The following is a 24,046-nucleotide window of genomic DNA, read 5'->3' on the forward strand; positions in this document are numbered from 1 at the left end:
CGATGACGGGGCCTATGTTGTTTACGGAGGAGACGCAGGGGGCTGTGTCTGCCCCCATCTGGGCGCACCTTGACGAGGAATGGTATGTTCGCCGGTATCCGGAAGTCTCCGAATGGATGCGCGATCATGGAATTGAGAGCGTATCGACGTTTTATGAGGAAATAGGTCAGCGGTACGGCCATTCACCGAACCCTTATTTCGATGAGGATTGGTATCGGCAGGCCTATCCGGATGTTTACCGCGATATATGCGCTAATCGTGTCAGATCGGCATTCGAGCATTATTGTCGTGAAGGCTATATCGACCGCTCTCCGCATTGGCTGTTCGATGAAAAAGGGTACCGGCGGCGATATCCGGATCTTACCGATGCAATCCTGTCCGCAGCCGGCTTGCGGAATGGCTTCGACCATTATCTGAGTGTCGGCGAAAAACACTCATATCGAGGACATCTTTTCTTCGATGTCGATATGGCTCGCACATATCTGGCCACTATGGGCATATCAGGCGAAGGCAGTGTGCTGGGTGCGTATCTTGGACTGTCGTCGGCGCAGGCGGATGCGGGACGTGTGTCCTGGTATTTCGACCCCGTCTGGTATCTGCAAACCTATCCCGAGGTAGCCCGGGAAATCGAGGACGGGCAGTATGTCTCGGCGCTGCACCACTATCTGACCAACGGCTCACCACGTCACTATAGTCCTCAGGAGTTTTTCTCTGAAAATCATTATGGCGAGACCCACGCCGATGTGCTGCCAAGCCTCGAACAAGGCACGTTTCGCAACGGGTATGAGCACTTTCTGAATTTCGGCAGTCATGAGGGTCGATCCCCCAGAGGTGGCACTGACCTCGCTGCTTATTCACGCAGACCTGCTGTGCGCGCCGACCTTAAACATGGTTTGGCGCATGATCCGTTCGCCCATTTTGTCGCTGCGTGCCTGGCGGGCGCTTCTGTCGATATTGCAGACTCCATGCCCTCTGAAAGTCAGACGCGACGGCTGTTTGTACAGGAGGCAGAAGCACTTTTGCCGGCCATCCGGCGCCGGCCGCTCGATTTCCGATATGAGGGCCGCCCGGATGTCAGTGTCATCCTTGTCGCACATGACAAGATCGCCCTGACCATTCAGGCGATTGCGTCGCTCCGCCAGAATTATGCCGGATCAATCGATCTCATTCTGGTCGACTCCGGCTCGCATGACCGAACGCATCAGATCGACGAATGGGTGCTGGGTGTCACGCTGATCCGTTTCGATGGGAATGTCGGCTTTCTGGCCGGTTGCAACGCTGCGCTCCAAAGGGTCAAGGCATCGGCGGTCCTCTATCTCAACAATGATGTCCGTCTATACCCGAATGCCGTATCGAACAGTCTCAAACGCCTTTCGAGCGATAAGGCCATTGGTGCCGTAGGGGCCAAGATCGTTCGCACCAATATGCGCTTGCAGGAAGCTGGCTCGATCATCTGGCGGGACGGCGCGACTTACGGTTATCGGCGGGAAGACGATCCAAACATTGCGGAGGCGAATTTTGTCCGCAACGTCGATTACTGCTCGGCAGCCTATCTGATCGTCCGAACCGAATTGCTACAGCAACTGGACGGTTTCGATGAGCAGTATCGTCCTGCCTATTTCGAAGATACGGATCTGTGCCTCCGGATTGTTGAGCAGGGAATGCGGGTCGTCTACGATCCCAGCGTAATGATCGAGCATCTCGAGTTCGGAAGCTCCGGCACGGCGCGATCGCAGGCGATGATCAAGGCAAATCATCGTCTTTTTGGACTGGTTCATCAGGATTATCTAAGGCCGCAACAACCGGCGCATGTCCGCAATGCCGTCCTGGCCCGGGAACAACGGAGCGACAGGAAGCGTATCCTTTTCATAGAGGACCGGCTTCCCCTGCGAGCCCTGGGTTCGGGCTACGTACGCTCGAACGACATCATCCGCACGATGTCAGCCTTGGGCTATCTCGTTACAGTTTATCCGGTGCTTCCACGAGAGGTCGAGGCCGCAGATCTGTATTGGGACTTTCCGGACGACGTCGAGGTCATTGATGACCGCAGTCTTGCTGACTTTCCCAGCTTCATTGCCGAGCGTGCCGGCTATTACGATCTCATCTGGATCGGTCGGACTCATAACATGACCCGCCTGCTTCCAATCATGAACGAGGAGGGGCGTCATCTTCCGACGAATGGCGCCATACTTGATACGGAGGTCATAGCAACCCCGCGTGCCTTCGAGCGCGCGCGTGTATTGCATCTGTCGTCCGGCCCGCTGACGTTTGACGAAAGCCTTCAGAAAGAGCTGGATTGCGCACATTACTGTCAGCAAATCATCGCGGTGACGCCGAGCGATGCAGCCTTGGTCGCGCGTGTCGGATATCATAATGTTGCTGTTCTCGGACACTGTCTGGAAGCATCACCTTCGCCGCGTGCGTTTCAGGAACGGCGTGATATCCTGGTCTTGGGTGCGATCCACGATGAGGGATCGCCCAATCATGACGGCCTGATGTGGCTCGCCAACGACGTATTGCCGTTTCTGGACAGGCTTCTTCCCGACGGGATTCTCGTGACGGTTGCTGGATATGTCGGCAGTGACGTCGATATGCGTGTGTTTTCGAAATATCCGCGTATTCGTTGCATTGGCGCACAGGATGATTTGGCCAAACTCTATGATCGGCACCGTGTTTTCGTTGCGCCGACGCGATTTGCAGGCGGCGTGCCCTACAAGGTCCACGAGGCTGCTTCGTTTGGCTTGCCAGTTGCGACGACGAGTTTGATTGCCGGGCAGGTAGACTGGAAGGACGGCCAATCGCTGTTGGCGGCTGACAGTGCAGATCCGGAAGGTTTTGCGCGCAATATCGCACGCCTGTATGGCGATGCCGAGCTATGGAAAAATATCCGTGAGAATGCGCTTGCTGCTGTAGCGAAAGACTGCGATCCAGTCGTTTTCAGGGCACGACTTGAGCGCATCCTGCAAAGCAGCATAGCGTAATGCTAACGAAACGAATTCTTGTTGGATGGTCGGATCGCGTGATGACGCACCGGCTGGATTGCTGAGGAAACAAAGGCCGATGTCAGAAGTCCAGGAACGTGAAGATACCGGCCACGCGAAGCTGGCGCAACAGCGCGTGCTGGTGTGCAGTGGCGGTCGATATGAATCGCAGGCCAACGCGCAGATTCGCGAATCCATCATGGACGGCTGGGCTGAGTGCTTCGGCGAAGAGAACGTTGCCGCAGTCCATATCAGCGGTGCGGCGGCGTCGATCTCCCGATTGAAGCCGACCATCGTGTTTGCGATCGGCTCCTACCTGCCGGAAAGCACTTACTTTGGCGAGGTATGTCGCGAAGCGAAGAAGGCAGGGGCGACGACGGTATTCTGGGCGACCGAAGATCCCTACGAGCAGGATGCGAATTACCGTATCGCGGATGACTTCGACATCATTTTCTCCTGCGATCGCTGGGGACATAATTTCTACCAGCGCGATCGCGTCTTTCATCTGCCGCTTGCCGCCAGCCTCAAGCTCCATTACGCCCCGATCGACGAAAATGTGGAAAAGTCGATCGATGTCCTGTTCTGTGGTGTTGCATTCACAAGTCGCAAGGACATTGTTCGCAATCTGATGCCGACGTTGCGTAACCTGAATATCAAGATCGTCGGTCCGGGCTGGGGTGAACTGGGCATCGGGTTCTCCGATGCGCGCATTGAAAAAGCCCAGTTGATCGAACTCTATCGGCGGTCGAAGCTGGTGCTCAATCTGGGTCGTTCGCTCCATTTCGAGAACAAGCGCTTCATGATTTCGCCGTCCACGCCCGGGCCGCGCACATTCGAGGCGGCGGCAGCGGGTGCATTCCAGGTTTTCCATGAAGATACGTATGAATTGCGTCGCTATTTCAAACCTGATGAGATTCCGACCTTCTCGAACAAGGTTGACTTCGACAAGCTGGTCACGCGCTACATCGATGATGCACCGGCCCGCTTTGACGCCGCGCGTCGCGCGCAGGCACGCACTTTGAACGAGCACACCTACGGAGACCGTATTCGCGACGTTATCGCGGTCTTGCGACGGGAAAAACTGCTTCCCTGATCCGTAAGACTGACGTGGTGCCGGAATAATCTGGCACCACTTGCCGTGTTTCGATCAGAGATGCCGCGCCGGTTCCTCACGTATTGGAATTGGCGCGTTGCATACGTCCAGACCTGCGGCGGGTCTGACGAAAAACGTTTCGCTGCGGTTTGCGCGGGCTCGTATGTAGTTTTTGAAACTATCGCTGGCCGTTCGCATGACCTGAAAACGTGGCTGCTCGGCAGGTGGCAGTTCGGAAGCCAGACGTACCGATTCGATGGCGGGCATGTGTGTATCGGATTTGTAAAAACCGAGGGGAGCCTTTCCGCGTGGCAGGGCACTCAGCGCGTCCATGCCTGCAATCACTCGCCCGACCAAGGCAATGTTGCGGTCTAACTGGCGTGGTGCCTGCCCATTGACAGCATAGAGTTCAGTACCGTCGCCGGTATCCGGTGGCATATCACGTGCGACACCGATCATGCCGTAACAATGCGTCAGCCAGACTTTCTCTCCATCCGTCCCCACTGGCCAGCTGCGGATATAGCCTGTCTTCGAGGCGTACGCGTCCGGGTAGGGGAGTGGGAGGAACGGCTGAATGCCAAAGGCACGCTCATACTCTGCGGGTGGGCTCGCCGAAACGCCTTCCGGCAATGGAGGGTGCATAACCGGGCCACGCCACTGGACGACGTAGTTGTCTTGCGAACGTTCAATTGCGCCGCTGTCCCACCAGTGGGCCAGTGCCAGTTTGCGAATGTTGTCGATATGTCTCGGTGCGAAGTCCGGTGCCAACTGGATAACGATCCGCTGCTTGTCAGCCAGAGTCATGATCAGCATCTGGCCGGGATCAATTTGAGACCAGGCGTTCGCAGGCGAACGACGCAGGATCTCGTCCGCTGTTTCGGCTGACGCCGCATGCGAGAGTGCTACGAGAGCGCCGATAGACAGCGTCGTTATCCAGCGAGCAGGAGTTCTCATGCCAAGGAGAATGCCGGATATGGGCGGTGCAGACCAGATGTCGCTTTCAATAGGTGGAGGCGATTACAGAGCTCGAAACTATCGGTTTAAACAAAAGTAGTGGGTAAACTAATGTGCTCGTCAGATCCTACGCGGAGATGACGAATGACGAGATCGCACATAACCACAACGGCTGGCGCGCCATGGCCCGACAATCAGGATAGCAAGAGTGCGGGGGCGAGAGGTCCGTTATTGCTGGAGAACTACCAGCTTATCGAGAAGCTGGCGCATCAGAACCGTGAGCGCATTCCCGAACGAACTGTTCATGCAAAGGGCTCCGGTGCTTTCGGTCATTTTACGGTGACGCAAGACATCACTCATCTGAGCTGCGCCGATGTGTTTTCGGCAGTCGGCAAGAAAACGGAACTGCTGGCACGGTTCTCGACTGTCGCGGGCGAGCGAGGCGCGGCGGATGCCGAGCGCGACGTGCGTGGATTCTCACTCAAATTCTATACCGGAGAGGGCAACTGGGATCTGGTCGGCAATAATACGCCGGTGTTCTTCGTTCGTGATCCGATGAAATTCCCTGACTTCATTCATACGCAGAAGCGTCATCCCCGAACGAACATGCGCTCGGCGACGGCCATGTGGGATTTCTGGTCACTAAGCCCCGAAAGTCTCCATCAGGTTGCGATTCTGTTTTCGGACCGCGGTTTGCCGCAAGGCTACAGGTTCATGAATGGTTATGGCAGCCACACTTTCTCGTTGTGGAATGCTTCGGGCGAACGGTTCTGGGTCAAATTCCATTTCAAGACGCAGCAAGGCCATCGTTTCTGGACGAACGATGAGGCGAACGACATCATTGGACGCAACCGCGAGACATCGCAGGCCGATCTGTACGATGCCATCGAACGGCAGGAGTTTCCGCGCTGGACGATGTATATTCAGGTCATGCGGGAGGATGAGGCGGAAAGGGTGGATTTCAATCCCTTCGACATCACCAAAGTCTGGTCGCACAAGGATTATCCTCTACACGAAGTTGGCGTTGTCGAACTGAATCGGAACCCGGAGAACTACTTCGCGGAAATCGAGCAATCTTCGTTTTCGCCCTCTAATATCGTGCCGGGTATCGGGTTTTCACCTGACAAAATGTTGCAGGGCAGGCTGTTCGCCTATGCCGATGCGCACCGCTATCGCGTGGGGACACATTACGAGGCACTTCCCGTCAACCGACCGAAGGTGCCTGTTCGGACCTATCACATGGATGGGCCGATGCGCTTCGATGCCACGGAAGGATCGGATGCGTATTACGAGCCCAATTCCTTCGACGGACCCGCGGAGGCACGTCAGGCGATCGAACCGCCGCTGCGGGTAAGCGGGGAGGCGACCTACTATGCCCATCGGGATGATGGCGACGATTATGCCCAGCCACGTGCGCTCTATCGACTGTTCGACGATGCGCAGCGGCAACGTTTTCACACCAATATTGCCAGTGCGATGGTCGGCGTGCCACGTCATATCGTGGAACGGCAACTGAGTCATTTCGAACGGGCCGACCCCGTCTGGGCGAGAGGCGTTCGGGAAAATCTGGAAAGGGAGGTGCCGGTGGGCCATGCGTCGTCGGCGACCAATCAGGAGATGACGGAACCGGGAGCGCGATGATCGAGTTGTCTTTATTGCGGATTTTCCGGTATTGTTCCGTATCGTGATCGTTGCGGAACGGGTTGATGCGGCGTTGGGCAGGTAGTTTTGGACTGCTTCTTCTAATCGGCATGTCTGCCTGCCAGACGCCGCCGTCCAATACGTGCAAGATCGCGACGATTGGCAATCTGCCAATTCTCAATAGCCACGGCAGTCCGATTGTTCGAGCAACGGTCAATGATCATCCGGTCGCTTTCACCGTCGACACGGGGGCATTCAACAGCACGATTGACGAATATTATGCCGATCGTCTCGGTGTGACATACATGCCGGGGTGGCTTACGGTTTCAGGGTTTGGTGGCGACACGTTCGCCAATGGCGGACGAGTCGACAAACTTGGTCTCGGTTCAGCCACGGCATATGACCTGACGTTTCTTCTGGCAGGCCATTCCCGTCGGACGATCGACGGTCTGCCGGTCATCGGGTGGTTCGGCTCGGAATTCCTGACCGCCTCCGACGTGGTGGTCGATATGCCCGACCATGTGATGCAGATGCTCGACATGCGGCAGTGCGGGTTTCCGACGCCGACGTGGTCTGGAAAGACTTACCGTGTGTCGATCCGGCATGATGACCCTTCATCGACGAAGGTCGGCGTGACTTTTTCAGTAAACGGCAAGTCGGTCGATGGATTTGTCGATACTGGCGCGTCGTCAACGATGATCTCGTTGGCGGAGGCGCGGCGCGCGGGCGTGACCATGGACATGTTGCAGCGTGATCCACAACGTCGCGGATTCGGGATCGCGAACAGACCGTTCACGATCTATCGTCATCGTTTCGATCAGCTTGCAGTTGGCGATCTGGTCGTTTCCCATCCAGTTCTCAGCGTCCTCGATGAGGATGGGCAGGATCTCACTGTTCTGGGAGCGGATTTCCTGATCGGCCACCGTATCTGGATTACGCGCGGTTCGGCCATGTATATCCAGAGAGCGGCGGATATCCCCGCTGACGATCCTGCGCGATCAGGTCGTCACTGATCCGAGAAAGGACGTTTCATGAAATGGTTATGCGCTGTGCTTGCGATCGGATTGCTGGCGGGCTGTGCTGAGCAGCGGAATGCCCGGCACGATATTCCGGCGGGTATGGGTGGTTTGCGTGGCGGAAATCCGGGTTATCCGCCATCGCGAATGTGAGCGTCAGCGAGGTGGCGGCAAAGTCTGGCTTTGCACGCCACCACGTGGCGTGATCGATGTCGGGCCGACCTGCTGGCTGCTGTAGGAGCGGTGGGCGTCGTAATTCGCGGGATAGGCATTGCCGGAGACATCGCCGCTCGCTGGTGATGTCGTGGGCGATGAGGGCACTGGAGAGGTTACGGCCGGTTGCGCCAGCGCGACGCGGGACAGCACGCTGCGCAGGGGATCCGCGCCGGGATTGTTGACGCGCATGCTGATCACGACATCTTCAGGACCTACGGTCTGATTGTAGTAGGAGCGGTTCGCGCCGCTATCGACTGTCAGCTTCGAGCCGCCGAGCGACGCGCCGGCGAACAGCCCCTTGGATTTCTGGATGGCGAGAATGTCGGTATTCGAAACGCCGGCGGTGCTGTCTTCGATGCCGCTGCCGACCGTCGCGAAGGACGCCGATGCACCGGCATTGAATTTGAACTGGCTGTCGAGCAATGCCTGCAATCCGCGGTCGGACATGACGAAAAGCATCATCTCCGAATCTTCCATCCCGAGTTGAATACCAACGGAGCCGGAGCTGAGCGTGTAGAAGGCCGGATCGGACCAGGAGCCGCGTGCGTCACGGGACAGGAGCACGCATCCGCCGCCCGAGCCGCCGATGCCGATCGACATATGGAAGATCGAGGGGCAGACCAGAACAGCGCGTGCCCGTGCCAGATATCGTTGCGCGCGAGACTGCGCGTTGGTGCCCTGAAAAAGATCCTGCACGGCAAGTGTCGCGCGATCGACAAGGGATTGCTGGGTGGCGCTGGCCCATGCATGGGACGGCAGGGTAGCGGGCAGCAGGATGGCAAGAGCGGCCAGACCAGGGCGAAGCCGGTGCGGAATGGAAAGCATGAGCGCGAGCCTCGTCGAAAGCGCGGGAACGAACAGGCCGTTCCTGCCGAAGGAATATGGTCGAATGATGTAAGATACGGTTCAGTCTAGCGCGACATCGGCCGCGCGCGATAGGGTATCCGCGAGACCGGGCGCGGTTGCCAGCAGCGTCGTGCCGCCGGTCAGGCCACCATCTCGCAGGAATGGCGATGCGACGGCGCCGGCTTCTTCGAGCAGGACAAGTGCCGCGGCGACGTCCCACAGGTTAATGACCATTTCGAGGTAGCCATCCAGCCGCCCGCTCGCGACATCGGCGAGTGCCAGCGCGCCGGAACCGCCGGAGCGCGGCATGACGCCCAACGCCATGAACGATGAGACCTTTTTCGCATAGGTTTCGGCGGACACACGCGGGCTCCAGCCCATCTCCACCATTGCGGTGCGTGCATCGGTTACTGTGGACGCCTTCAGCGCTTTGCCGTTGAGAAAGGCGCCGTGACCGCGCTGCGCGACATAGGTTTCGTGCAGGGCGGGCGCGTTGATGACCCCGGCCACCGGCACGTCGCCATCCATCAGACCGAGGGAGACGCACCAGCGATCGCGACCGCGCGCATAGTTCGACGTGCCGTCGATCGGGTCCACGACCCAGGTGAGCGCGCCCTGCCGATGCGTGCCGCCTTCCTCTCCCATGAAGCCGTCGTCGGGGAAGAGCGTTTGCATGCGTTCCGCAATAAGACGCTCGACGGCGCCGTCGGCTTCGGTGAAGTAGTCCTGCATGCCCTTGGTCGTGCCGGTCGGGCCGCCCGGCGGCGGACGCATCGCCATGGCCAAGGCGGCGGCATCGTCGACCACGGCGCGGGCAGCGGCAAGGCGATAGGCGATTTCACGGGCGGAAGCAGACATGGGGTTCGTTCCTTCAGTCAACGCGCCGTGCGGCGCGAAGGGAGGCGGTGATGGCGGGATCTTCCAGCATCGTCAGGCGCATGGCGGCAGTATGACCGAAGAGATGCGATAATGCCCGACGACGTGCCGGCGCAAGTTTCTGCTCAGGACTTTCGCGAATGATGGCACACTCAGGAAGGACCCCGAAAGGCGCATGGCGAACGGCCACGACGATGATGCCCACGTCATCCGGCAGCAGGTCGAGCGGGAAGACGTCGTCGACGGCAAAGTAGAGTTTGTCGCACCAGTCGCGATATTCGTGCCATTTGCGATCCGTCAGGAAATCACGCGGCCCGGACTTGACCTCAATGCAAACGAAGCCATGATCCGGGCGCAACGCCATGATGTCGGCGCGGCGACCGGCCGCGGGCAGGGCGAATTCATTGACGGGCGCCCAAGCCAGCGCTTGGCACAAGCCCAGAGCCGCCCGCCGGATGGCGAGCTGGTTTTCCGGCAGGAAAGACGACATGCCACTATTGTGCACCAATTTCCGCGCGTTGTCGCGCCCTTGTCGATAGAGCGGCGACTTGCCTTTCCTTAGAACGGATCTGTGGCGTAGCGTCATCGTCCATGCGCCGATGCAGGACATCGTGGCGCGTGGCGCGCTGGAAGGGATGCCCGTCACGCTCCTGCCCGACATCGGATGGATGCGTTTTCTGGCGGACCCGTTCGGTTTCTGGCGCGAGGGGCGTCTGTTCGTGTTTGCCGAAGCCTATGATTATCGGGACCGACACGGTGTTATCGACGTTCTGGAATGTGATGCCTCTTTCCGGGTCGTTGCGCGGCGCACCGTTCTGCGGGAGCCATGGCATTTATCGTATCCGGTGGTTTTCGAGGCGAAGGGCAGGATCTGGATGTTGCCGGAGGCGTCACGGTCGGGGCGCCTGTCGCTTTATGAGGCGTGCCGCTTTCCAGACGAATGGCAGATCTGCTCGGCGTTTGACTTCCCGTCGGCCGCCATCGACGCGTCGCCCGTGTTTCACCAGGGGCGATGGTGGATGTTTTATACGCCACCTGGACCCAAAGCCGTGCGGCAGAGCGTTCTATGTGCGGCCTATGCCGATGATCTCATGGGGCCATGGCAACAACACCCGGCCAACCCGATCTGGTCGGATCGCAGCGGCGCGCGACCGGGCGGATCGCCGCTTGTTGTCGGTGACACGATCGTACTGCCCACCCAGGATTGCCGCAGCACCTACGGCGCGGCAATCCGCTTTCTGCATCTGCGCATCGACCCCGAATGTGTCACCTGCACGCCGGGTTACGTGATAAAACCGCCTGCCGGGCTAGCACCGCTTTCCGATGGATTGCATACTGTGTCAGCTGCGGGTGATGTCACGTTGATCGACGTCAAGCGTGTGGCGATCGGGCCGGCGCGACATTTCCTGAACATGAAGCGACGCGTCGCAGATATGCTGGAGGACAAGAACGCGTGAGAGATCAGACGGACCTTTCAGGCATGCTTACGCGGCTCAGACTGCGGCTGGCCGATGACAAGGCGTTGGCATTCGCCTGTATCGGCGCTCTGTGCTTTTTCATCAGTCTGGCCAGTGGACATATCGAGGAGCGTGTGGCCTTCGGTCTTGAAATCGCCTGCGTCATTTTTCTTGGGCTGGCCATTCGGTTCGAGGAGCAGACCAGTGCGCGCGTTCTCTATGCGCTGTTCCTGGGGGCTTCGCTGATCTTCATCCTGATGGACTTCACGCTGTCCGGAAGTCTTTCACAGGTACGATCACTGACCAGCTTCGACTCGTAATAGGATTTCGCGACCGCGCCGGTCGAAGGCGTCGGCACTGAAGCGGTCGAGAACGCGATGTCGCGCATTCTGTCCCATCGTAGCGAGGTTTTCCGGCTGTCGAAGCAGATCGCCCAATGCGGCTGCGAGTGCCGTGCCGTCTTTCGGCGGAACGATCCGGCCGCATGCTTTTGTCACGGTAAAGGGAATTTCTCCGGCGTCGGACGCAACGATTGGCAATCCGGCCAACATGGCCTCATGCGCCGCCAGGCATAATCCTTCCCAGTGCGATGGCTGCACATAGAGATGGAGCCCGCTGAGGAATTCATCCGTCTTCTCGATATAACCATCCAGGACGATGGGCAGTTTCTCGCGCGTGATCCGCTCCTGCAAGCGCGTCCGTTCAGCGCCTTCGCCGCCGATATGGACGATGAATGGGGGAAGATCGGCCTGTATTTTCAAGCATGCGACAGCCTCGCACAGCGTGTCGAAGCCCTTGACGGGATGAAGACGACCAAGCGTGCCGATCCGTATCGTCTGCCCTCTGGTCCAGGGCTTCGCGGTGGAGCGCGTCTCATCGGCCCGGAAAATGGGCCAGCAGACGAGCCGATCGGAAGCCACCCGCAGTTTTGCGCGCGTTTCCTGCTCAACACAGGTCGAATCGGCGATCCATAGCCGTGATCGATTGCGAAACAGGCGCAGGAGGCGCGCGTTCGCCGGCTTCAGGCGAGCGGAATGTTGCCAGCTTACGACCGGCAGTTGCCGTCGCCAACCGACAATCTGGCCCAGCAATGTCGCGCGTGTCAGGGATGTCCAGATGACGTCGGGCCGAAGCTCCGCAATTGTGTGATCGAGCCATGTGAGCGCACGAATATGATCGGTCCGTGAACCTTCGCGCACGCGGACATCCAGGCCGGCTTTCCGCATCGGTCCAATCGCGCGACCGTCTCGACGGGTGAGAGCCAGGACCGTGACATCGTGTCCCGCGGCGCGCATGACACTGGTGATGGCCGGAACGGGCAGCGCGGCACCCCCGCCCTCGACGGAATTGATCACGTAGGCGATCTTCATGCCTTGGCGAACAGTTGCTCGACCAGGGCAAGATCCGTCGGCTTGTCGACGTCGACAGCCGCGCGACCATCGTCGATTGTCACCAGACGTACCTGGGCGCCTGTCAGCTTCTCGATGCGGCGATAGAGGGCGGCACGGGTCAATGTGCGCGTTATGGCGCGGAGAAGGATGCCTGGTCCGAGGATCGAGGCCATACGCAACGGTCGCTTTCGGTCGCGTTCGAGCTTCTGCCACAGTGCAACGACATTTGCCGCCCGCGACGTGCCGAGCCAGAAAAGATTGCAACCGGAAAACTGGATGTCGCGCAGGCGGATATAGGTTCTCTGCGTGCCGGGCACATCGCGTTCGATCGTCTCCCGCGTGGCGATCCCGACGGCGAGGTCGCATCCCTCATGGATGTCGGCACGAAATGCCTCGATCCATTCCGGTGAGAGCAGCGGGTGGTCTGCGGTCGTGACCAGCAGCGGCGTGCCGAGACGTTCGAGCGCAAGAGCGACACTGCCGCTGGGGCCGGACGCGGTCGGAAGCGTGCGGGCGTTGCCGAGAAGCGGCGTGATGGCTTCTGGTGTTTCGATGCTGACATATACCTGCCCCAGATCGGGCGTGGCCTGAAGTGCCCGCAGGACACGTGACAACATCGGTATGCCGGCGACAGGAAGCAGTGTTTTATGTGCGACGCCGCCGAGTTGAGCTAGCGGGTCCCGGGCGCCATCCCGCGAGCCGGCCAGGACCACGACCGGAACGTTCGTCATGCCGAAGGTTTGGCGCCGTCTGGCCGGTCTCGGGGTGGCGCGCCAGTCAGGCGCATCACCCACGGGAAACGGGCCGCTTGGGCGATGTTATAGCCCAGATTGAAGACATGAGCGCTGCGCACCCGCGCGCGGGCATCCTTGTAATAACTGCCGAACAGACGGTCCGGCAGATAGTTGGTGATGCCGTAATTGCCGTCTTCGTCGTGGAAATGATGCAGGACATGCAACTGCTTCATGCGGGCAACCCAGCCCCAGCGTGGCTTGTAAGCCAGATGCTGAATGCAATGGAAAAACTCGTAGACGCAGGTCGTGGCGAATCCGGTCGCCAACGCCGCGAAAGCGCCCGGACCACCGCCGATCAGATACCCGATCGGCATCGTGATGATGACGATTGTCGGAATCGTGTTCAGCGGGGATCCGAACAGTACGTCCAGCAGGTGAGGGTCCTGATGGTGATCGAAATGAATGCGCTTCCAGAGACCGGCCGTCAGCGGACTGCGATAGAGCCACTGGCCATGCAGGATGAAGCGATGGATCAGATACCAGGCGACCGGATAGACGGCGATGACCGCGATGACCGGTGGCAATATCTGCATGAGGCTCGGATGGTGGCGAAGCGCGAGGAAAGCGCTGGCGACGATCAGTCCGAAATAGGCCAGTATCGTCGGATAGGTGAGATAGGCCATCCAGAGTTGTGACAGGTCCATCTTGCCCAGATCGAAGCTACGTCCGGTGCGCAGCGAGGCGCGTGAGCGCCACATGTCCCAGATGCCGGATCGTCTCTCGTTCATCTTTCTTCCATCTTCAGCAACCACGCGACCGCCAGCAGCGTCGCCAGAATGGGTGGCGCCAACGTCGCGAGCAACGCCGGAAGTGTTCCGGCATTGCCAAGCGCCTGCACGAGACCTTGCATCACGATGAAGGCAAAACCGGCACCCAGTGCAGCAACCGGCATCATGCTGCGCGTACCCGTGCGAGGCGGGATATAGACCACGGGGAGCGCCAAGAGAAGCATGACGCACAAATTCATTGGCAGGATGTAGGGTTCGAAGAGGGCCATGCGGTAGGTCGCTTTCGGCAGACTTGCCGGTGCACCCTGATGAAGGATCGCTTCAATCTGCCTTGTCGACAGGACCGGGTAGGGCTGGGAGAGGATCAGAATGTTATCCGGCGACACGGCCGAATGCGTGATCGTCTCCGTTGCATGCTGTGAGATCACGACGCGGTTGGTGTTCAGATCCAGTTGCCGGAGAGATGTCGCCTCCCAGACGCTTTGACGAAACTCCGCCTGGCGTGCGCTCGAGACAGCTTCCAGCGCGCCTTTGGCGTTGCGACGATAATAATCCACACCGTGCAGGATCGTCCCGCCCGCGCTGAAGTGATCCACGTGGACGATTGAGCCGTGGTCATGGAACCAGAAGCCGCGCGTGTCCTGAAGGGCCGTGGGCGACGTGACGTTCCACCAGCGTGCCAGTGCGAGTTCAGTGCGCGGAGTGACGAATTCATGCATGACCATGCCGCCGATCGCAACGCCGACTGTGCCCGGCAGCATGAGCACGAACAATGTCACCGTCGAAAGCCCGGCCGCACGCAAGCTGGCAATCTCGCTACCCAGCGCCATCTGGGTGAGCATGAACACCGCGCCGATGAGAACGCTCAACGGCAGCGCCTGCAGGATGAGTGCCGGCAGGTGCAGCAGCGCATACGTCAGGATACCGTGTACACCCAGATTTCGTTGGAGAATGGCTGTCGTCTGCTCAAGCAGAGCGAGAATTTCCATGAGGGAAATCAGGATGAAGGCACAGAGGCCGATCCGCGCCAGCAGCGCGCGCGATATATGGCCCAGCAGGACGTAGCGTGGAGGACTTGCCGCGCTCATGCCGGACGCACCAGCTTCCGCCGCCGCCATGAACCGCGCGATCGCCGCAGGATCGATGCCAGACACAATACACAGAAGGCGATTTCCGGCAGCCAGATGGCCGTGATCGACGACATGTCACGTGCGGCGATCAGGCCTCGACCGAATTGCAGCGCATGATCGAACCCCACAAGGATCAATGCAAGGGCGATCAGGCCGATGATGGGGCGCCGCCTCTTGGCACCGATACCGAGAGCGACGGCCAATGCCGGAATGAAGGGTATGGCGAGTGCGCGTGCCAGCCGAAAGTTCAGTTCTGCCCTGAGGCTTTCACGGGCAATATCCGTTTGCGAGTCTTCGTGCTGGAGGCGCCTGACCAGCTCGAACAGGGTCAGTTCCCGTTCGTCCGCACCACGCGCCCGAAAGCTGGCCGCACCTTTTTTCCGCATGATCAGCCTGTCGGTATGCTCGAACTGGGTCTGGGTCGGCTCGGCATTGGCATGGCCCGGGGTGGCTGTCCGGGGATCGGTGAGGATAGTGCCGTTCCACAGGTCCAGACGGGTTTCCACCCGCGATGGCGTGATGGTCAGCCGGCCACGATCCGCTGTGACGACACGAATCGTTCCGTTGCTTTCGCGCTCGCGGATAAAGACATGATGCAGCACAGTCCCGTTATGACTGACGCCGTCTGCGCTCATGACCGAGCCGTCCGACGTCGCGGCGAACATGCCGGCCTGAAGGTGGGGGGCCCAGCCGGTATGGGCCGCGAAATAGAAGCCTGCGCGAAAATCGTAACGGGCAAAAGGCTGAAGGTAACCATACAGCATCATGCTAAGCGCGCCGAGGACAAGTCCGGTCTGCATGAACGGGCGGGCCATGCGGATCAGGGAAACGCCGCTGGCCATGAGAGCATCGATCTCGTTGTTGTCGCTCATGCGCCGCGTGATCTGGAAGACGCTGACGCTCAGCGCCGCAGGCAACGCCAGGCCGAGGTAATGTGGCAGCAGGTCTGCCAGCAGAGCGATGAACGTGGTCAGGGAACTGCCTGCCGCGGCCAGATCGTCGAATAGCACCAACAATCGTTCGAGCAGGAGAGCGGCCAGTACCGCGCTCAATGCGATGATGAACGGTGGCAGCAACTGCATGAGCAGGTAGCGATCGAGCGTGGCGAGGCGGGGCGATCTCATGTCGCGATGCCGGGAATACCGATGGGCCGCTTCCAGGTGCGATGGACGGTGCTGTGCGCCGTGCCATCGGCGTCGACGCGCCGCCGGGTGAGATCAACCTGCCATGTGTCGGATGCGCGGGAGATCGACAGTTCGTTCCATCCGGCCTGTCGCCAGGGCTTGTCGGACTGTAGCGAGGCGGAGGCGACGCCGATCAGCGGAATGTCGGTGCCCGGCACGGTCGCGAGACTCGCATTGTGCGAATGGCCGTGAAGCACCGCTTCCGCGCCGGTCACCTTGAGCAGGGCTGCGAATTGCGCTGTATCGAGAAGGGATTTCCGCCACGGTGTCAGGCCACGTCGCGGTGGATGGTGGATCATGACGATGCGGCATAGATGGCGCGTCCGCAGTAGCATGCCACGTAGACGCTCCCCCTGGGTGCGGCCGACACGCCCATACGCCATGAACGGCGGCGAGGCGATCGCGCTGTTGACGCCAATCAGCGCCACGTCGCCGACCTGTCTCATATAAGGGAAAGCATCCGGGCGCGCCGGCATCCAGCGCGACCAGAGGTCCAGGCCGCTCGTCCAGGGCATGGGGGTCATGCGGTCATGATTGCCCGGCACCACGGTGACGGCACCGGGCAGTGTCGACAGCCAGTCCGCTGCGGCAGCGAATTCGGCGGGAAGGCCGAAATTCGTGAGGTCGCCGGTTATGGCGAATGCGTCGGGCGCATGCGCAATGGCATCGGCCACGACAGCGTCCCCCAGCCCCGCGAGATGGCGATGACGGCGATGCTGCTGCCAGGACAGAAGACTTAGCGCGCGCTTGTTGAAAAGGGCGCGCGGCGAGATGGGCAGCGGCGGCGGCAGATGGACATCTGACAGATGGGCGAGCCGGACCGGGGAAGGTTGGATGGCAGACATATGATAGGGATATCGGACAACGTCGGCGTAATCGCAAGCGGCCAACTGACCGATCGGTTCCTAGCGGTGCGCTCCCAGTCATGCTATGGCGCCGCCCGAGCCTGAAGACTCGCTCGATCCGCCAGCGTCGGAAAGAACATAATCAAGTGAAAGCCCTGTGCGCTTAGCCCTTATCCATAACCCCCGTAGCCGCCGCAACAGGCGCGATGGCGCTGCCTTCGCGGCAACCGCATCGACGTGGCTTGGAGAGGCGTTTCTACAGCCGCGCTCCCACGATGAACTCGTGACAGAGGTCGAAACGTTGCGTGAGCGCGGCGTTGATTTGATTGTCATCAATGGTGGCGACGGTACCGTCAGCGATGTGATGACGACCGTGCATCATGTTTTCGCCGGTGCAAGCCTGCCGCATCTTGCAATCCTGCCATCGGGAAACACCAATCTGATTGCCGGGGACGTGGGCTTTCGGGAACGTGGGCTTGGTGCGTTGCGCCAGTTGATCGACTCGCCGGAGAAGCTTGTCGCGACGCATCGTCGTCCCTTGCGTGTATCCTGGCCGGACGACGAATATCCCGACCGGCTGGGCATGTTTCATGGCAGCACCGGCTATGCGCGGGCTATCGCCATCGCGCATTCGCCGCATGTCCTGCGTTATGCGCCCCATGATCTTGCCGTTGCTGCCACTTTGCTGGGCGCCTTTGGCGGTCTGGCCTGGCGCAAGCGTCGTGAAAGCTGGCTCAATGGCGATCCGGCCATCCTGTCCTCTCACGACGAGACGATCATGGACGGACAGAACTTTCTCTTCCTGGCGACGGCCCTTCAGCATCTGGACCATGGAATCTGGCCCTTTTGGCGCCAGCCGATCGATCCATTGCACGGCGTGCATTATCTGAGCATCGCCGCCCGGCCGCGGCGCCTCATTCAGGCGACGTTTGCGCTGTTGCGAGGGCGCGCCCCGGACTGGCTGCGCGAGCATCCTGATTATCGCAGCGGCTGCGCCGAAACGCTGGTGCTGGATACGCCTGGTGACTTTGTTCTGGATGGCGAGGTGATCCCCTCCGGGCCGAACCGCAAGACATTGCTTGGGCTTGGTCCTGCCTTCACCTTCCTGCAGGACTGACGGGCGTTATGGTGCCTGACGCGTTCGACCGCCTGTTGATCGCTGAATTGACAGCGCCGGTCGATCGTCGGATTACCGGTCTGGTCGATGCCATTCTGGGGCCATGCCAGCCTTTGGGCGTTCTGTTCTATGGATCGGGATTGCGGCAGTTCGATCCGGATGGCCTGTTCGACTTCTATGTCATTCTTGAAAAGCTGAGTGACTGGCATCAATCGACCGCAGCGCGGATCGCCAACGAATGGTTGCCGCCGAATGTCCAGTTCGCGGAAGCGCGGATTGATGGTCGTATCTTGCGCGCCAAGGTTGCGATCATCACGCTGGCGCAGTTTCAGGCGCGCGCGTGTCCGGACAGTATTGATACCACGATATGGGCACGATTCACGCAGCCGGTTCGGTTGGTTTGGGTCCGGAATGACGCGGCGGCTGACGCATTGCTGATGGCAATACGACAATCCGTGATTACGGCGGCGGGATGGGCGGCTCGCCTTGCCGATGGTGCGCAATCCCCCGATTTCTGGTGGACCAACCTGTTCGCGCACACATACGAAGCCGAACTACGGGTGGAAACGAAATCGCGCGGTAGCGTGATTGTAGCCGGTCAGGAAAAGCGTTTCGCAACCATGCTTGCCTGTGCGTGGGATGCTGCCGGCATTTCATTCAGCGATATTGAGGGACTCTGGTCGCCACGTCTCTCGGAACGGCAGCGCACGACGGCACGGCGCGCCTGGCGAAAGAAAGCGCGGCGTGGGCAGTGGCTTAACGTCATGCGGCTTATCAAGGCGGCATTCACATTTCGGGATGGGGCGCGTTATCTCGCGTGGAAGATCGAGCGGCATAGCGGTCGGTCCTTGCCGCTTAGCGACTTCGAGGCGCGCCATCCTTTGCTTTGCCTGCCGTGGCTTTTGTGGCGGGCCCGGCATGTGTTCCGGCGCAGGCGTTAGAGACGCTCTTGTCAGGACGACTTTCAGCGACAACGATGCTCGTCATTGTCGCTTTCCGTTCCGTGCCGATGTGATTAGTTGACCTCGAATTCCTTCGCTACCTGCCCGAAGATGGCCACGGCGCGACTGATCTCGTCGGATGTGTGGGCTGCCATGACGGAACAGCGGAGCAGGGGATTCTGGTCGGGCGTTGCCGGGGGCAGCGAGAGATTGACGTAGACGCCAAGTTCCAGCAGCCGGTTCCAGAATGCAATCGCGGTGTTCACGTCGTGCAGGGTAACCGCCACCACAGGGCTGATATGCGGGCTGACGTGCAGGCCTTGCGCACGCAGCCCTTCGTTCAGCTGCTTCGCATTTGCCTGTAGTTGAACGCGCAGTTCCGGTCTGGCTTGCATCTCCGTCAGGGATGCCAGCGTGGCAGCGATGATTTCAGGCGGCAGTGATGCCGTGAACATGTAGGGGCGGGAGCAGAGACGGATAAGCTCCATGCCATCGTGGTTGGAGACGCAATAACCGCCGACGGTGCCGAGACTTTTGGAGAACGTGCCGACGACGAAATCGATATCGTCCTCGCAGCCGTCACGCTCCGCGACGCCGCGCCCGTTATCGCCTAAAACGCCGAACGAGTGGGCTTCGTCTGCCAGAAGCCATGCACCGTGCTTCTTTTTGACTTCGGCGAATTCACTCATCGGCGCGATGTTGCCGGTCATCGAATAGATGCCTTCGACCACAATCAGCTTGGCGCCCCGATGATCTTTCAGGCGGCCCAGGCGACGGTCGAGGTCATCCGGGTCATTATGGCGGAACCGAATGACCTGTGCATGGGACAGGCGGCTACCGTCATAGATGCTGGCATGACTGTCGGCGTCGAGCAGGAGGATGTCATCCTTGCCGGCAAGGGCGGAAATGCTGCCGAGATTGGCCTGATATCCCGTCGAGAAGACCATGCAGTGACGCCGCCGGAACGTTTCCGCAAGGCGGCGCTCCAGCTCGCGGTGCAATGCATACGTGCCGTTGGCGATGCGGGAACCTGTCGTGCCGACGCCTTCTTCGCGCACCGTCGCGATCGCCGCTTCTGCGGCAGCTTGTGACTGGCTGAGGCCGAGATAGTTGTTCGTGCCGAAAAGAAGCGTTTCCCGTCCTTCGATCAGGCCGAGGGTGGCCGAGAGCGGACGTTCGATCACGACGCCGAAAGGGTTACGGGGCGCCGCTTGTCCCAGCGCCTCGAACGATGATTTCAGCCCCGCGTATTTCGCGAAGATATCGGTCATGTAGAAGCGCCGTTCTTCAGGGCGGCCAGGCACTCCGCCAGATCACTGATCGTCCGGATATCCGCCAGCTTGTCCAGAGGCACGGAAACGTCGAGCGTATCCTCGATTTCCATAACGAAATTCATGACGGCCAGACTGTCGAAGGCGAGATCTTCGACGATCTTGCTGTCGCCGTCGATGTCACGTGGCACTTTCGGATTGGCCAACAGTTTTTCTACGATCAGGGACGAGATCGATGCGACCGTGTCCGTCATGAAAGATATCTCCGGGAATAGGGAACGCGCGCCAGGGCGGCGTTGTCAGAAAAGTGTTTATGCGACATGCCGCATCGCACGGTCGGGAAGACGGTGCAATGCGGCGGTGTCAGGCAAGCAGTGCCGGTTTGACGAAACGACGTGTCTTATGCGGCTGAACTGGTGACCGGCTCGAACTGACCGGCAAGTAACATGGCCTTTGCACGGGCGCGTGTCAGCTTGCCGGACGACGTCTGGGGCAGTGTGTGCGGCGGAACGAGGATGACAGATACGTCCACACCATGCTGACGGCGGAACAGGCTGGCGGCTTCCTCGCGCAACTGCGCGCGGCCAGCTTCCTCCGTAGCGCGGCACTGCACCAGTGCAATGATGTCTTCTCCGTTTTCCGTTTCCACGGAGAAAACGGCGACGTCTCGCGAGCGAAGGCTGAGGATCTCCGTTTCCGCTGACCATTCGAGGTCCTGCGGCCAGATGTTGCGGCCATTAATGATGATCAAGTCCTTGGCGCGGCCCGTGACAACGATTTGCCCGTTCAGCATGTAGCCAAGATCGCCGGTATTCAGCCAGCCGTGCCGATCGAGAACGTCGTCCGTCTCGGCCTGCCGTCCGAAATACCCACGCATGAGGCTTGGCCCCCGTACGTAGACGGCGCCGATGTGACGATCTGCCAGGATGTTGCCTGCGGGATCGCGTATCTCGATATCGTGTTCCGGCAATACCTTGCCGCAAAGAACGAAGGTGCGAAGCGCATGCGATGGGTCGTTGGAGGGCCGGGCGAACCCTTCGGTTTCGAGGTGTCGGAGGTCCACCGTATCGGTCAGGATGCCGGTATTGAGCGGCGCGAAACTGATGGCAAGTGTTGCTTCCGCCATGCCGTAGCTGGCTACGAATGCCTCTGACCCGAAGCCGACAGAGGCGAAACGCTCCGCGAAGGCCTCAAGGATATGATGGCGAATCATGTCGCCACCGATTCCGGCGATGCGCCAGCAGGACAGGTCGAGCGTGGCAGGTGCCGGACGCCGGGCGCAAAGTTCGTAGCCAAATGACGGGCTGTAGGCGATGGTTCCGCGGTTGCGACTGATGAGATCGAGCCAGACATGGGGCCGGCGGGCAAATTCACGTGTCGGAAGCAGATCAACGCTGAGTTGGCAGGTGAGGGGCGTGAGGAAGAAGCCGACAAGTCCCATGTCGTGGTACAGCGGCAGCCAGGAAACGCAGCGGTCTCCTGTTTCGCGAACATGAAGACCATCACGCGCGATCGCGCGCGCATTGGCCATGCCCGCTTTCTGCGTGACGGCGACGCCCATCGGGAAACGCGTACTGCCGGACGAGAACTGAAGATATGACAGGTCTTCCGGACGGCTGGCGGGAAGATCGATGGCTGTCGGCTGCGTCGCCATCAGGCCTGATGGCGAGCCACCGAAAACAAGATCGAGATTGCTCGTGATCTCGTCCGTCCATGAACCGATGATGTCCGGCACGACCACAGCGCGGGCACCAGCGGCCTGGATCATGCCACGTAAAGTCGCGACGTAGCTCTCCCGACCGCCGAACGCGATAGGGAGCGGCAATGGCGCGGGAACGAGCCCGGCGTATTGGCAGCCGAAGAAGATACGCGCGAAGTCACCATCGCTTTCTGCGATGATGGCAACACGGTCGCCCTTTTCGAGGCCAAGCCCTATAAGGCGCCGGGCCGTGTCGATGGCCTGAATGCGGAGCTCTCGGTAGGGGAGGGCTTCAAGCAGTTGGCCACGCCCATTGTAGATATTGAAGCCCGACTCGCCTTGCGCTGCATAGTCGAGTGCGTCGCTGAACGTCGAGAAATCGCCCAGCCGGCGCTTCTGACGGGATGCCGTCGGGGTTGGAGCCGTATCAACGGTCAAGGTCTGGGTGTCGCTCAAAGTTCGCCGCACTCCATCAACAGTAGGGCTGTCTTGCGTTCGGGAATGCATTGTCATGCAGCCCGCTTCAGATAGTCGACGATAGCGTCCGCCGCGCCGGGTGCGGTCGGCCCATCATCAGGAAACTCGAACGTCTCTAATACATATTGGCGCTGTGCCTCAAGAAACTCGATATGTTTGGTGAAGGCGCGGTCGAGAGCGTGACGAAAATCACGCAGGTCCGTCAGAACTTCGCCAAGATGCCAGAACAGATAGTTCCGATCGGTTCGCCAATCGACATTATGCGCATTAAGAAACAGACAGGGACGAGGCTTGACCAGAAATTCGGCGACCTGACTGCTGACGTCGCCCAGATAAAGATCCGCCGCCATTGTGTATGTCATGTCAATGCTGCGCGGGCTGCCCGGATCAATCAGGATATTCCTGTGTTTCGCGAAGCGCTCGATCAGCGCTTCGCCTTCAACCCGATGTTTGTCGAAGAGCCTGTAGTGTGGCGCGAAGATCAGGTTGTAGCGATCCTGGTTCGCAAAATAACAAAGGATCTGCTCTCCGAGGGCTGGCCAGGACGAAAGTTTGGCTGAGAAATGGGGGTTGTAGAGGACCGTTGGGCGTTCGTCATCGAACAGGCGTGTATGTTTCCGTCCCATCCTGCGAACGATATCGAATTTCGCGTAGGCGCCGCGGTAGTATCGCCCTGGTTGGATTGCGCCCTGCGACAGAAGTCGTTCTTCGACCTTGCGGCCGGAGATCAGGACGAAATCGAAGGCTTTGACATCGCGGGCGAAACCGATTGCCCGATCCCCGGCGCCGTGGCGGGTCCAGATCAGGCGTGGTTTTCGAATGCCCATCCGCTTCAGATAAAGTGACGTGCGTTCCGGGACGACGATTGCCTGAAAGCGGGAAAAGTAATCCCTGTTGAGAAAAAGGCTACTCAGTTTGCCAATCACGTCTAGCCCGTTGCGTTCGATACGATTGCGCAGAAACGAGGGAAGTTTCAGCAGGTCATACGTGGCGCGTGTTTGAGGGTAGAGGGCTCCTAATGTCCGCGCGTAGTCGAGATGAGCCTCAGTCGTACAGGCGATATGAACGTCCACCTCGGGGTGTCGCGATGCCATCTCCATGGCGATAGGCAGGGAGTGCAGCGTCTGATGTGGCTGTGCGATATAAGGGAAAGCGACCTTCATCATGCTGCCGATTCCCGTCCGGAGACCGGCTGCGTCCGGGAGGTCAGGACCATTACGAGCTGAATGGCGATGAGGACCGTGACGGCACATAGGGTTGCTGGACCAACGCCGTTGAGTCCGTACCAGCGGATCATGACGAATAGCAGTGGCAGGAAAAACACGGTTTCAAGGACGCGTGCGAATGTGGCGGCACCTGATTTGTGTGTCGTGAACAGGATTGGCTCGA

Annotated in this window: 24 protein-coding genes (1 of these 24 cut by a window edge); 9 read left to right on the forward strand and 15 right to left on the reverse strand. The window is 59.8% G+C overall.

Annotation, left to right across the window (positions count from 1 at the left end; translation table 11 throughout):
- The first annotated feature begins 2 nt into the window (after positions 1–2).
- Both A0U93_RS15205 and A0U93_RS15210 read left to right on the forward strand, forming a co-directional pair.
- Positions 3–2,981 (forward strand): glycosyltransferase, encoded by a 2,979-nt coding sequence (locus tag A0U93_RS15205; protein WP_077808067.1) that lies wholly within the window; start codon positions 3–5, stop codon positions 2,979–2,981.
- A gap of 79 nt (positions 2,982–3,060) precedes the next feature.
- Positions 3,061–4,074 (forward strand): CgeB family protein, encoded by a 1,014-nt coding sequence (locus A0U93_RS15210; RefSeq protein WP_077808068.1) that lies wholly within the window; start codon positions 3,061–3,063, stop codon positions 4,072–4,074.
- A 54-nt stretch (positions 4,075–4,128) separates the two neighbouring features.
- On the opposite strand, the gene A0U93_RS15215 is transcribed toward A0U93_RS15210, so the two are convergent.
- On the reverse strand, positions 4,129–4,887 hold the full coding sequence (locus A0U93_RS15215) for a peptidylprolyl isomerase (RefSeq protein WP_211274019.1): 759 nt from the start codon (positions 4,885–4,887) through the stop codon (positions 4,129–4,131).
- A gap of 285 nt (positions 4,888–5,172) precedes the next feature.
- On the opposite strand from A0U93_RS15215, the gene A0U93_RS15220 reads away from it, so the two are divergent.
- The 3 genes from A0U93_RS15220 to A0U93_RS16535 all read left to right on the forward strand — a co-directional run bounded on the left by A0U93_RS15220 (position 5,173) and on the right by A0U93_RS16535 (position 7,838).
- On the forward strand, positions 5,173–6,669 hold the full coding sequence (locus A0U93_RS15220) for a catalase (RefSeq protein WP_077808070.1): 1,497 nt from the start codon (positions 5,173–5,175) through the stop codon (positions 6,667–6,669).
- Between the two features lie 110 nt (positions 6,670–6,779).
- On the forward strand, positions 6,780–7,682 hold the full coding sequence (locus A0U93_RS15225) for a retroviral-like aspartic protease family protein (RefSeq protein ID WP_211274020.1): 903 nt from the start codon (positions 6,780–6,782) through the stop codon (positions 7,680–7,682).
- 18 nt (positions 7,683–7,700) lie between these two features.
- On the forward strand, positions 7,701–7,838 hold the full coding sequence (locus tag A0U93_RS16535) for a hypothetical protein (RefSeq protein WP_169852787.1): 138 nt from the start codon (positions 7,701–7,703) through the stop codon (positions 7,836–7,838).
- Between the two features lie 3 nt (positions 7,839–7,841).
- On the opposite strand, the gene A0U93_RS15230 is transcribed toward A0U93_RS16535, so the two are convergent.
- The 3 genes from A0U93_RS15230 to A0U93_RS15240 form a co-directional block, all read right to left on the reverse strand.
- Positions 7,842–8,726, reverse strand: a complete 885-nt coding sequence (locus tag A0U93_RS15230) for a lipid-binding SYLF domain-containing protein (RefSeq protein ID WP_077808072.1) — start codon at positions 8,724–8,726, stop codon at positions 7,842–7,844.
- 81 nt (positions 8,727–8,807) lie between these two features.
- Positions 8,808–9,605 carry an inositol monophosphatase family protein gene (locus A0U93_RS15235; protein ID WP_077808073.1) on the reverse strand — a complete coding sequence of 266 codons (798 nt, stop codon included), beginning with the start codon at positions 9,603–9,605 and terminating at the stop codon, positions 8,808–8,810.
- Between the two features lie 13 nt (positions 9,606–9,618).
- Entirely contained in the window at positions 9,619–10,113 is a 495-nt protein-coding gene (locus A0U93_RS15240; protein WP_077808074.1) for an MmcB family DNA repair protein, read from the reverse strand.
- 58 nt (positions 10,114–10,171) lie between these two features.
- Here A0U93_RS15240 and A0U93_RS15245 point away from each other — a divergent pair, with 58 nt between their 5' ends.
- Both A0U93_RS15245 and A0U93_RS15250 read left to right on the forward strand, forming a co-directional pair.
- Positions 10,172–11,080, forward strand: a complete 909-nt coding sequence (locus A0U93_RS15245) for a glucosamine inositolphosphorylceramide transferase family protein (protein WP_077808075.1) — start codon at positions 10,172–10,174, stop codon at positions 11,078–11,080.
- A 23-nt stretch (positions 11,081–11,103) separates the two neighbouring features.
- Positions 11,104–11,400, forward strand: coding sequence for a hypothetical protein (locus A0U93_RS15250; RefSeq protein ID WP_077808076.1), 297 nt, complete (start codon positions 11,104–11,106; stop codon positions 11,398–11,400).
- On the opposite strand, the gene A0U93_RS15255 is transcribed toward A0U93_RS15250, so the two are convergent.
- From A0U93_RS15255 to A0U93_RS15280, 6 genes are read right to left on the reverse strand one after another with little or no spacing between them, the layout of a single operon-like run.
- Entirely contained in the window at positions 11,377–12,450 is a 1,074-nt protein-coding gene (locus tag A0U93_RS15255; protein WP_077808077.1) for a glycosyltransferase family 4 protein, read from the reverse strand. The genes A0U93_RS15250 and A0U93_RS15255 overlap by 24 nt on opposite strands.
- Positions 12,447–13,202: a nucleotidyltransferase family protein gene (locus tag A0U93_RS15260; RefSeq protein WP_077808078.1), complete on the reverse strand. Its 756-nt coding sequence runs from the start codon at positions 13,200–13,202 to the stop codon at positions 12,447–12,449. The genes A0U93_RS15255 and A0U93_RS15260 overlap by 4 nt, the downstream gene beginning before the upstream one ends.
- Positions 13,199–13,993 carry a sterol desaturase family protein gene (locus A0U93_RS15265; RefSeq protein WP_077808079.1) on the reverse strand — a complete coding sequence of 265 codons (795 nt, stop codon included), beginning with the start codon at positions 13,991–13,993 and terminating at the stop codon, positions 13,199–13,201. Before A0U93_RS15265 ends, A0U93_RS15260 begins: the two co-directional genes overlap by 4 nt.
- A complete protein-coding gene (locus tag A0U93_RS15270) occupies positions 13,990–15,147 on the reverse strand; it encodes an LptF/LptG family permease (protein WP_077808080.1) in 1,158 nt (385 codons plus the stop codon). The genes A0U93_RS15265 and A0U93_RS15270 overlap by 4 nt, the downstream gene beginning before the upstream one ends.
- On the reverse strand, positions 15,078–16,247 hold the full coding sequence (locus A0U93_RS15275) for an LptF/LptG family permease (RefSeq protein WP_077808081.1): 1,170 nt from the start codon (positions 16,245–16,247) through the stop codon (positions 15,078–15,080). Before A0U93_RS15275 ends, A0U93_RS15270 begins: the two co-directional genes overlap by 70 nt.
- Complete coding sequence (locus A0U93_RS15280; RefSeq protein ID WP_077808601.1) at positions 16,244–17,152, reverse strand: metallophosphoesterase family protein; 909 nt, start codon at positions 17,150–17,152, stop codon at positions 16,244–16,246. Before A0U93_RS15280 ends, A0U93_RS15275 begins: the two co-directional genes overlap by 4 nt.
- Positions 17,153–17,309: 157 nt before the next feature.
- Between A0U93_RS15280 and A0U93_RS15285 the strand changes: the two genes are divergently transcribed.
- Entirely contained in the window at positions 17,310–18,269 is a 960-nt protein-coding gene (locus A0U93_RS15285) for a diacylglycerol/lipid kinase family protein (RefSeq protein ID WP_077808082.1), read from the forward strand.
- An 8-nt stretch (positions 18,270–18,277) separates the two neighbouring features.
- Complete coding sequence (locus A0U93_RS15290; RefSeq protein WP_077808083.1) at positions 18,278–19,210, forward strand: hypothetical protein; 933 nt, start codon at positions 18,278–18,280, stop codon at positions 19,208–19,210.
- Between the two features lie 74 nt (positions 19,211–19,284).
- On the opposite strand, the gene spt is transcribed toward A0U93_RS15290, so the two are convergent.
- The 5 genes from spt to A0U93_RS15315 all read right to left on the reverse strand — a co-directional run.
- Entirely contained in the window at positions 19,285–20,481 is a 1,197-nt protein-coding gene (gene spt, locus A0U93_RS15295; protein ID WP_077808084.1) for a serine palmitoyltransferase, read from the reverse strand.
- On the reverse strand, positions 20,478–20,735 hold the full coding sequence (locus tag A0U93_RS15300; RefSeq protein ID WP_077808085.1) for an acyl carrier protein: 258 nt from the start codon (positions 20,733–20,735) through the stop codon (positions 20,478–20,480). The genes spt and A0U93_RS15300 overlap by 4 nt, the downstream gene beginning before the upstream one ends.
- Before the next feature lie 146 nt (positions 20,736–20,881).
- Entirely contained in the window at positions 20,882–22,687 is a 1,806-nt protein-coding gene (locus A0U93_RS15305) for a fatty acyl-AMP ligase (protein ID WP_077808086.1), read from the reverse strand.
- Between the two features lie 2 nt (positions 22,688–22,689).
- Entirely contained in the window at positions 22,690–23,820 is a 1,131-nt protein-coding gene (locus A0U93_RS15310) for a hypothetical protein (protein WP_077808602.1), read from the reverse strand.
- A protein-coding gene (locus A0U93_RS15315) for a lipopolysaccharide biosynthesis protein (RefSeq protein ID WP_077808087.1) crosses the window boundary here: on the reverse strand, positions 23,820–24,046 show its end. 1,147 nt of this gene lie beyond the right edge of the window; the window shows 227 of its 1,374 coding nt (coding positions 1,148–1,374); its start codon lies off the right edge, out of view; its stop codon occupies positions 23,820–23,822. Before A0U93_RS15315 ends, A0U93_RS15310 begins: the two co-directional genes overlap by 1 nt.

It is taken from the genome of Neoasaia chiangmaiensis (assembly GCF_002005465.1).
GTDB classification, from domain to species: Bacteria; Pseudomonadota; Alphaproteobacteria; order Acetobacterales; family Acetobacteraceae; genus Neoasaia; species Neoasaia chiangmaiensis.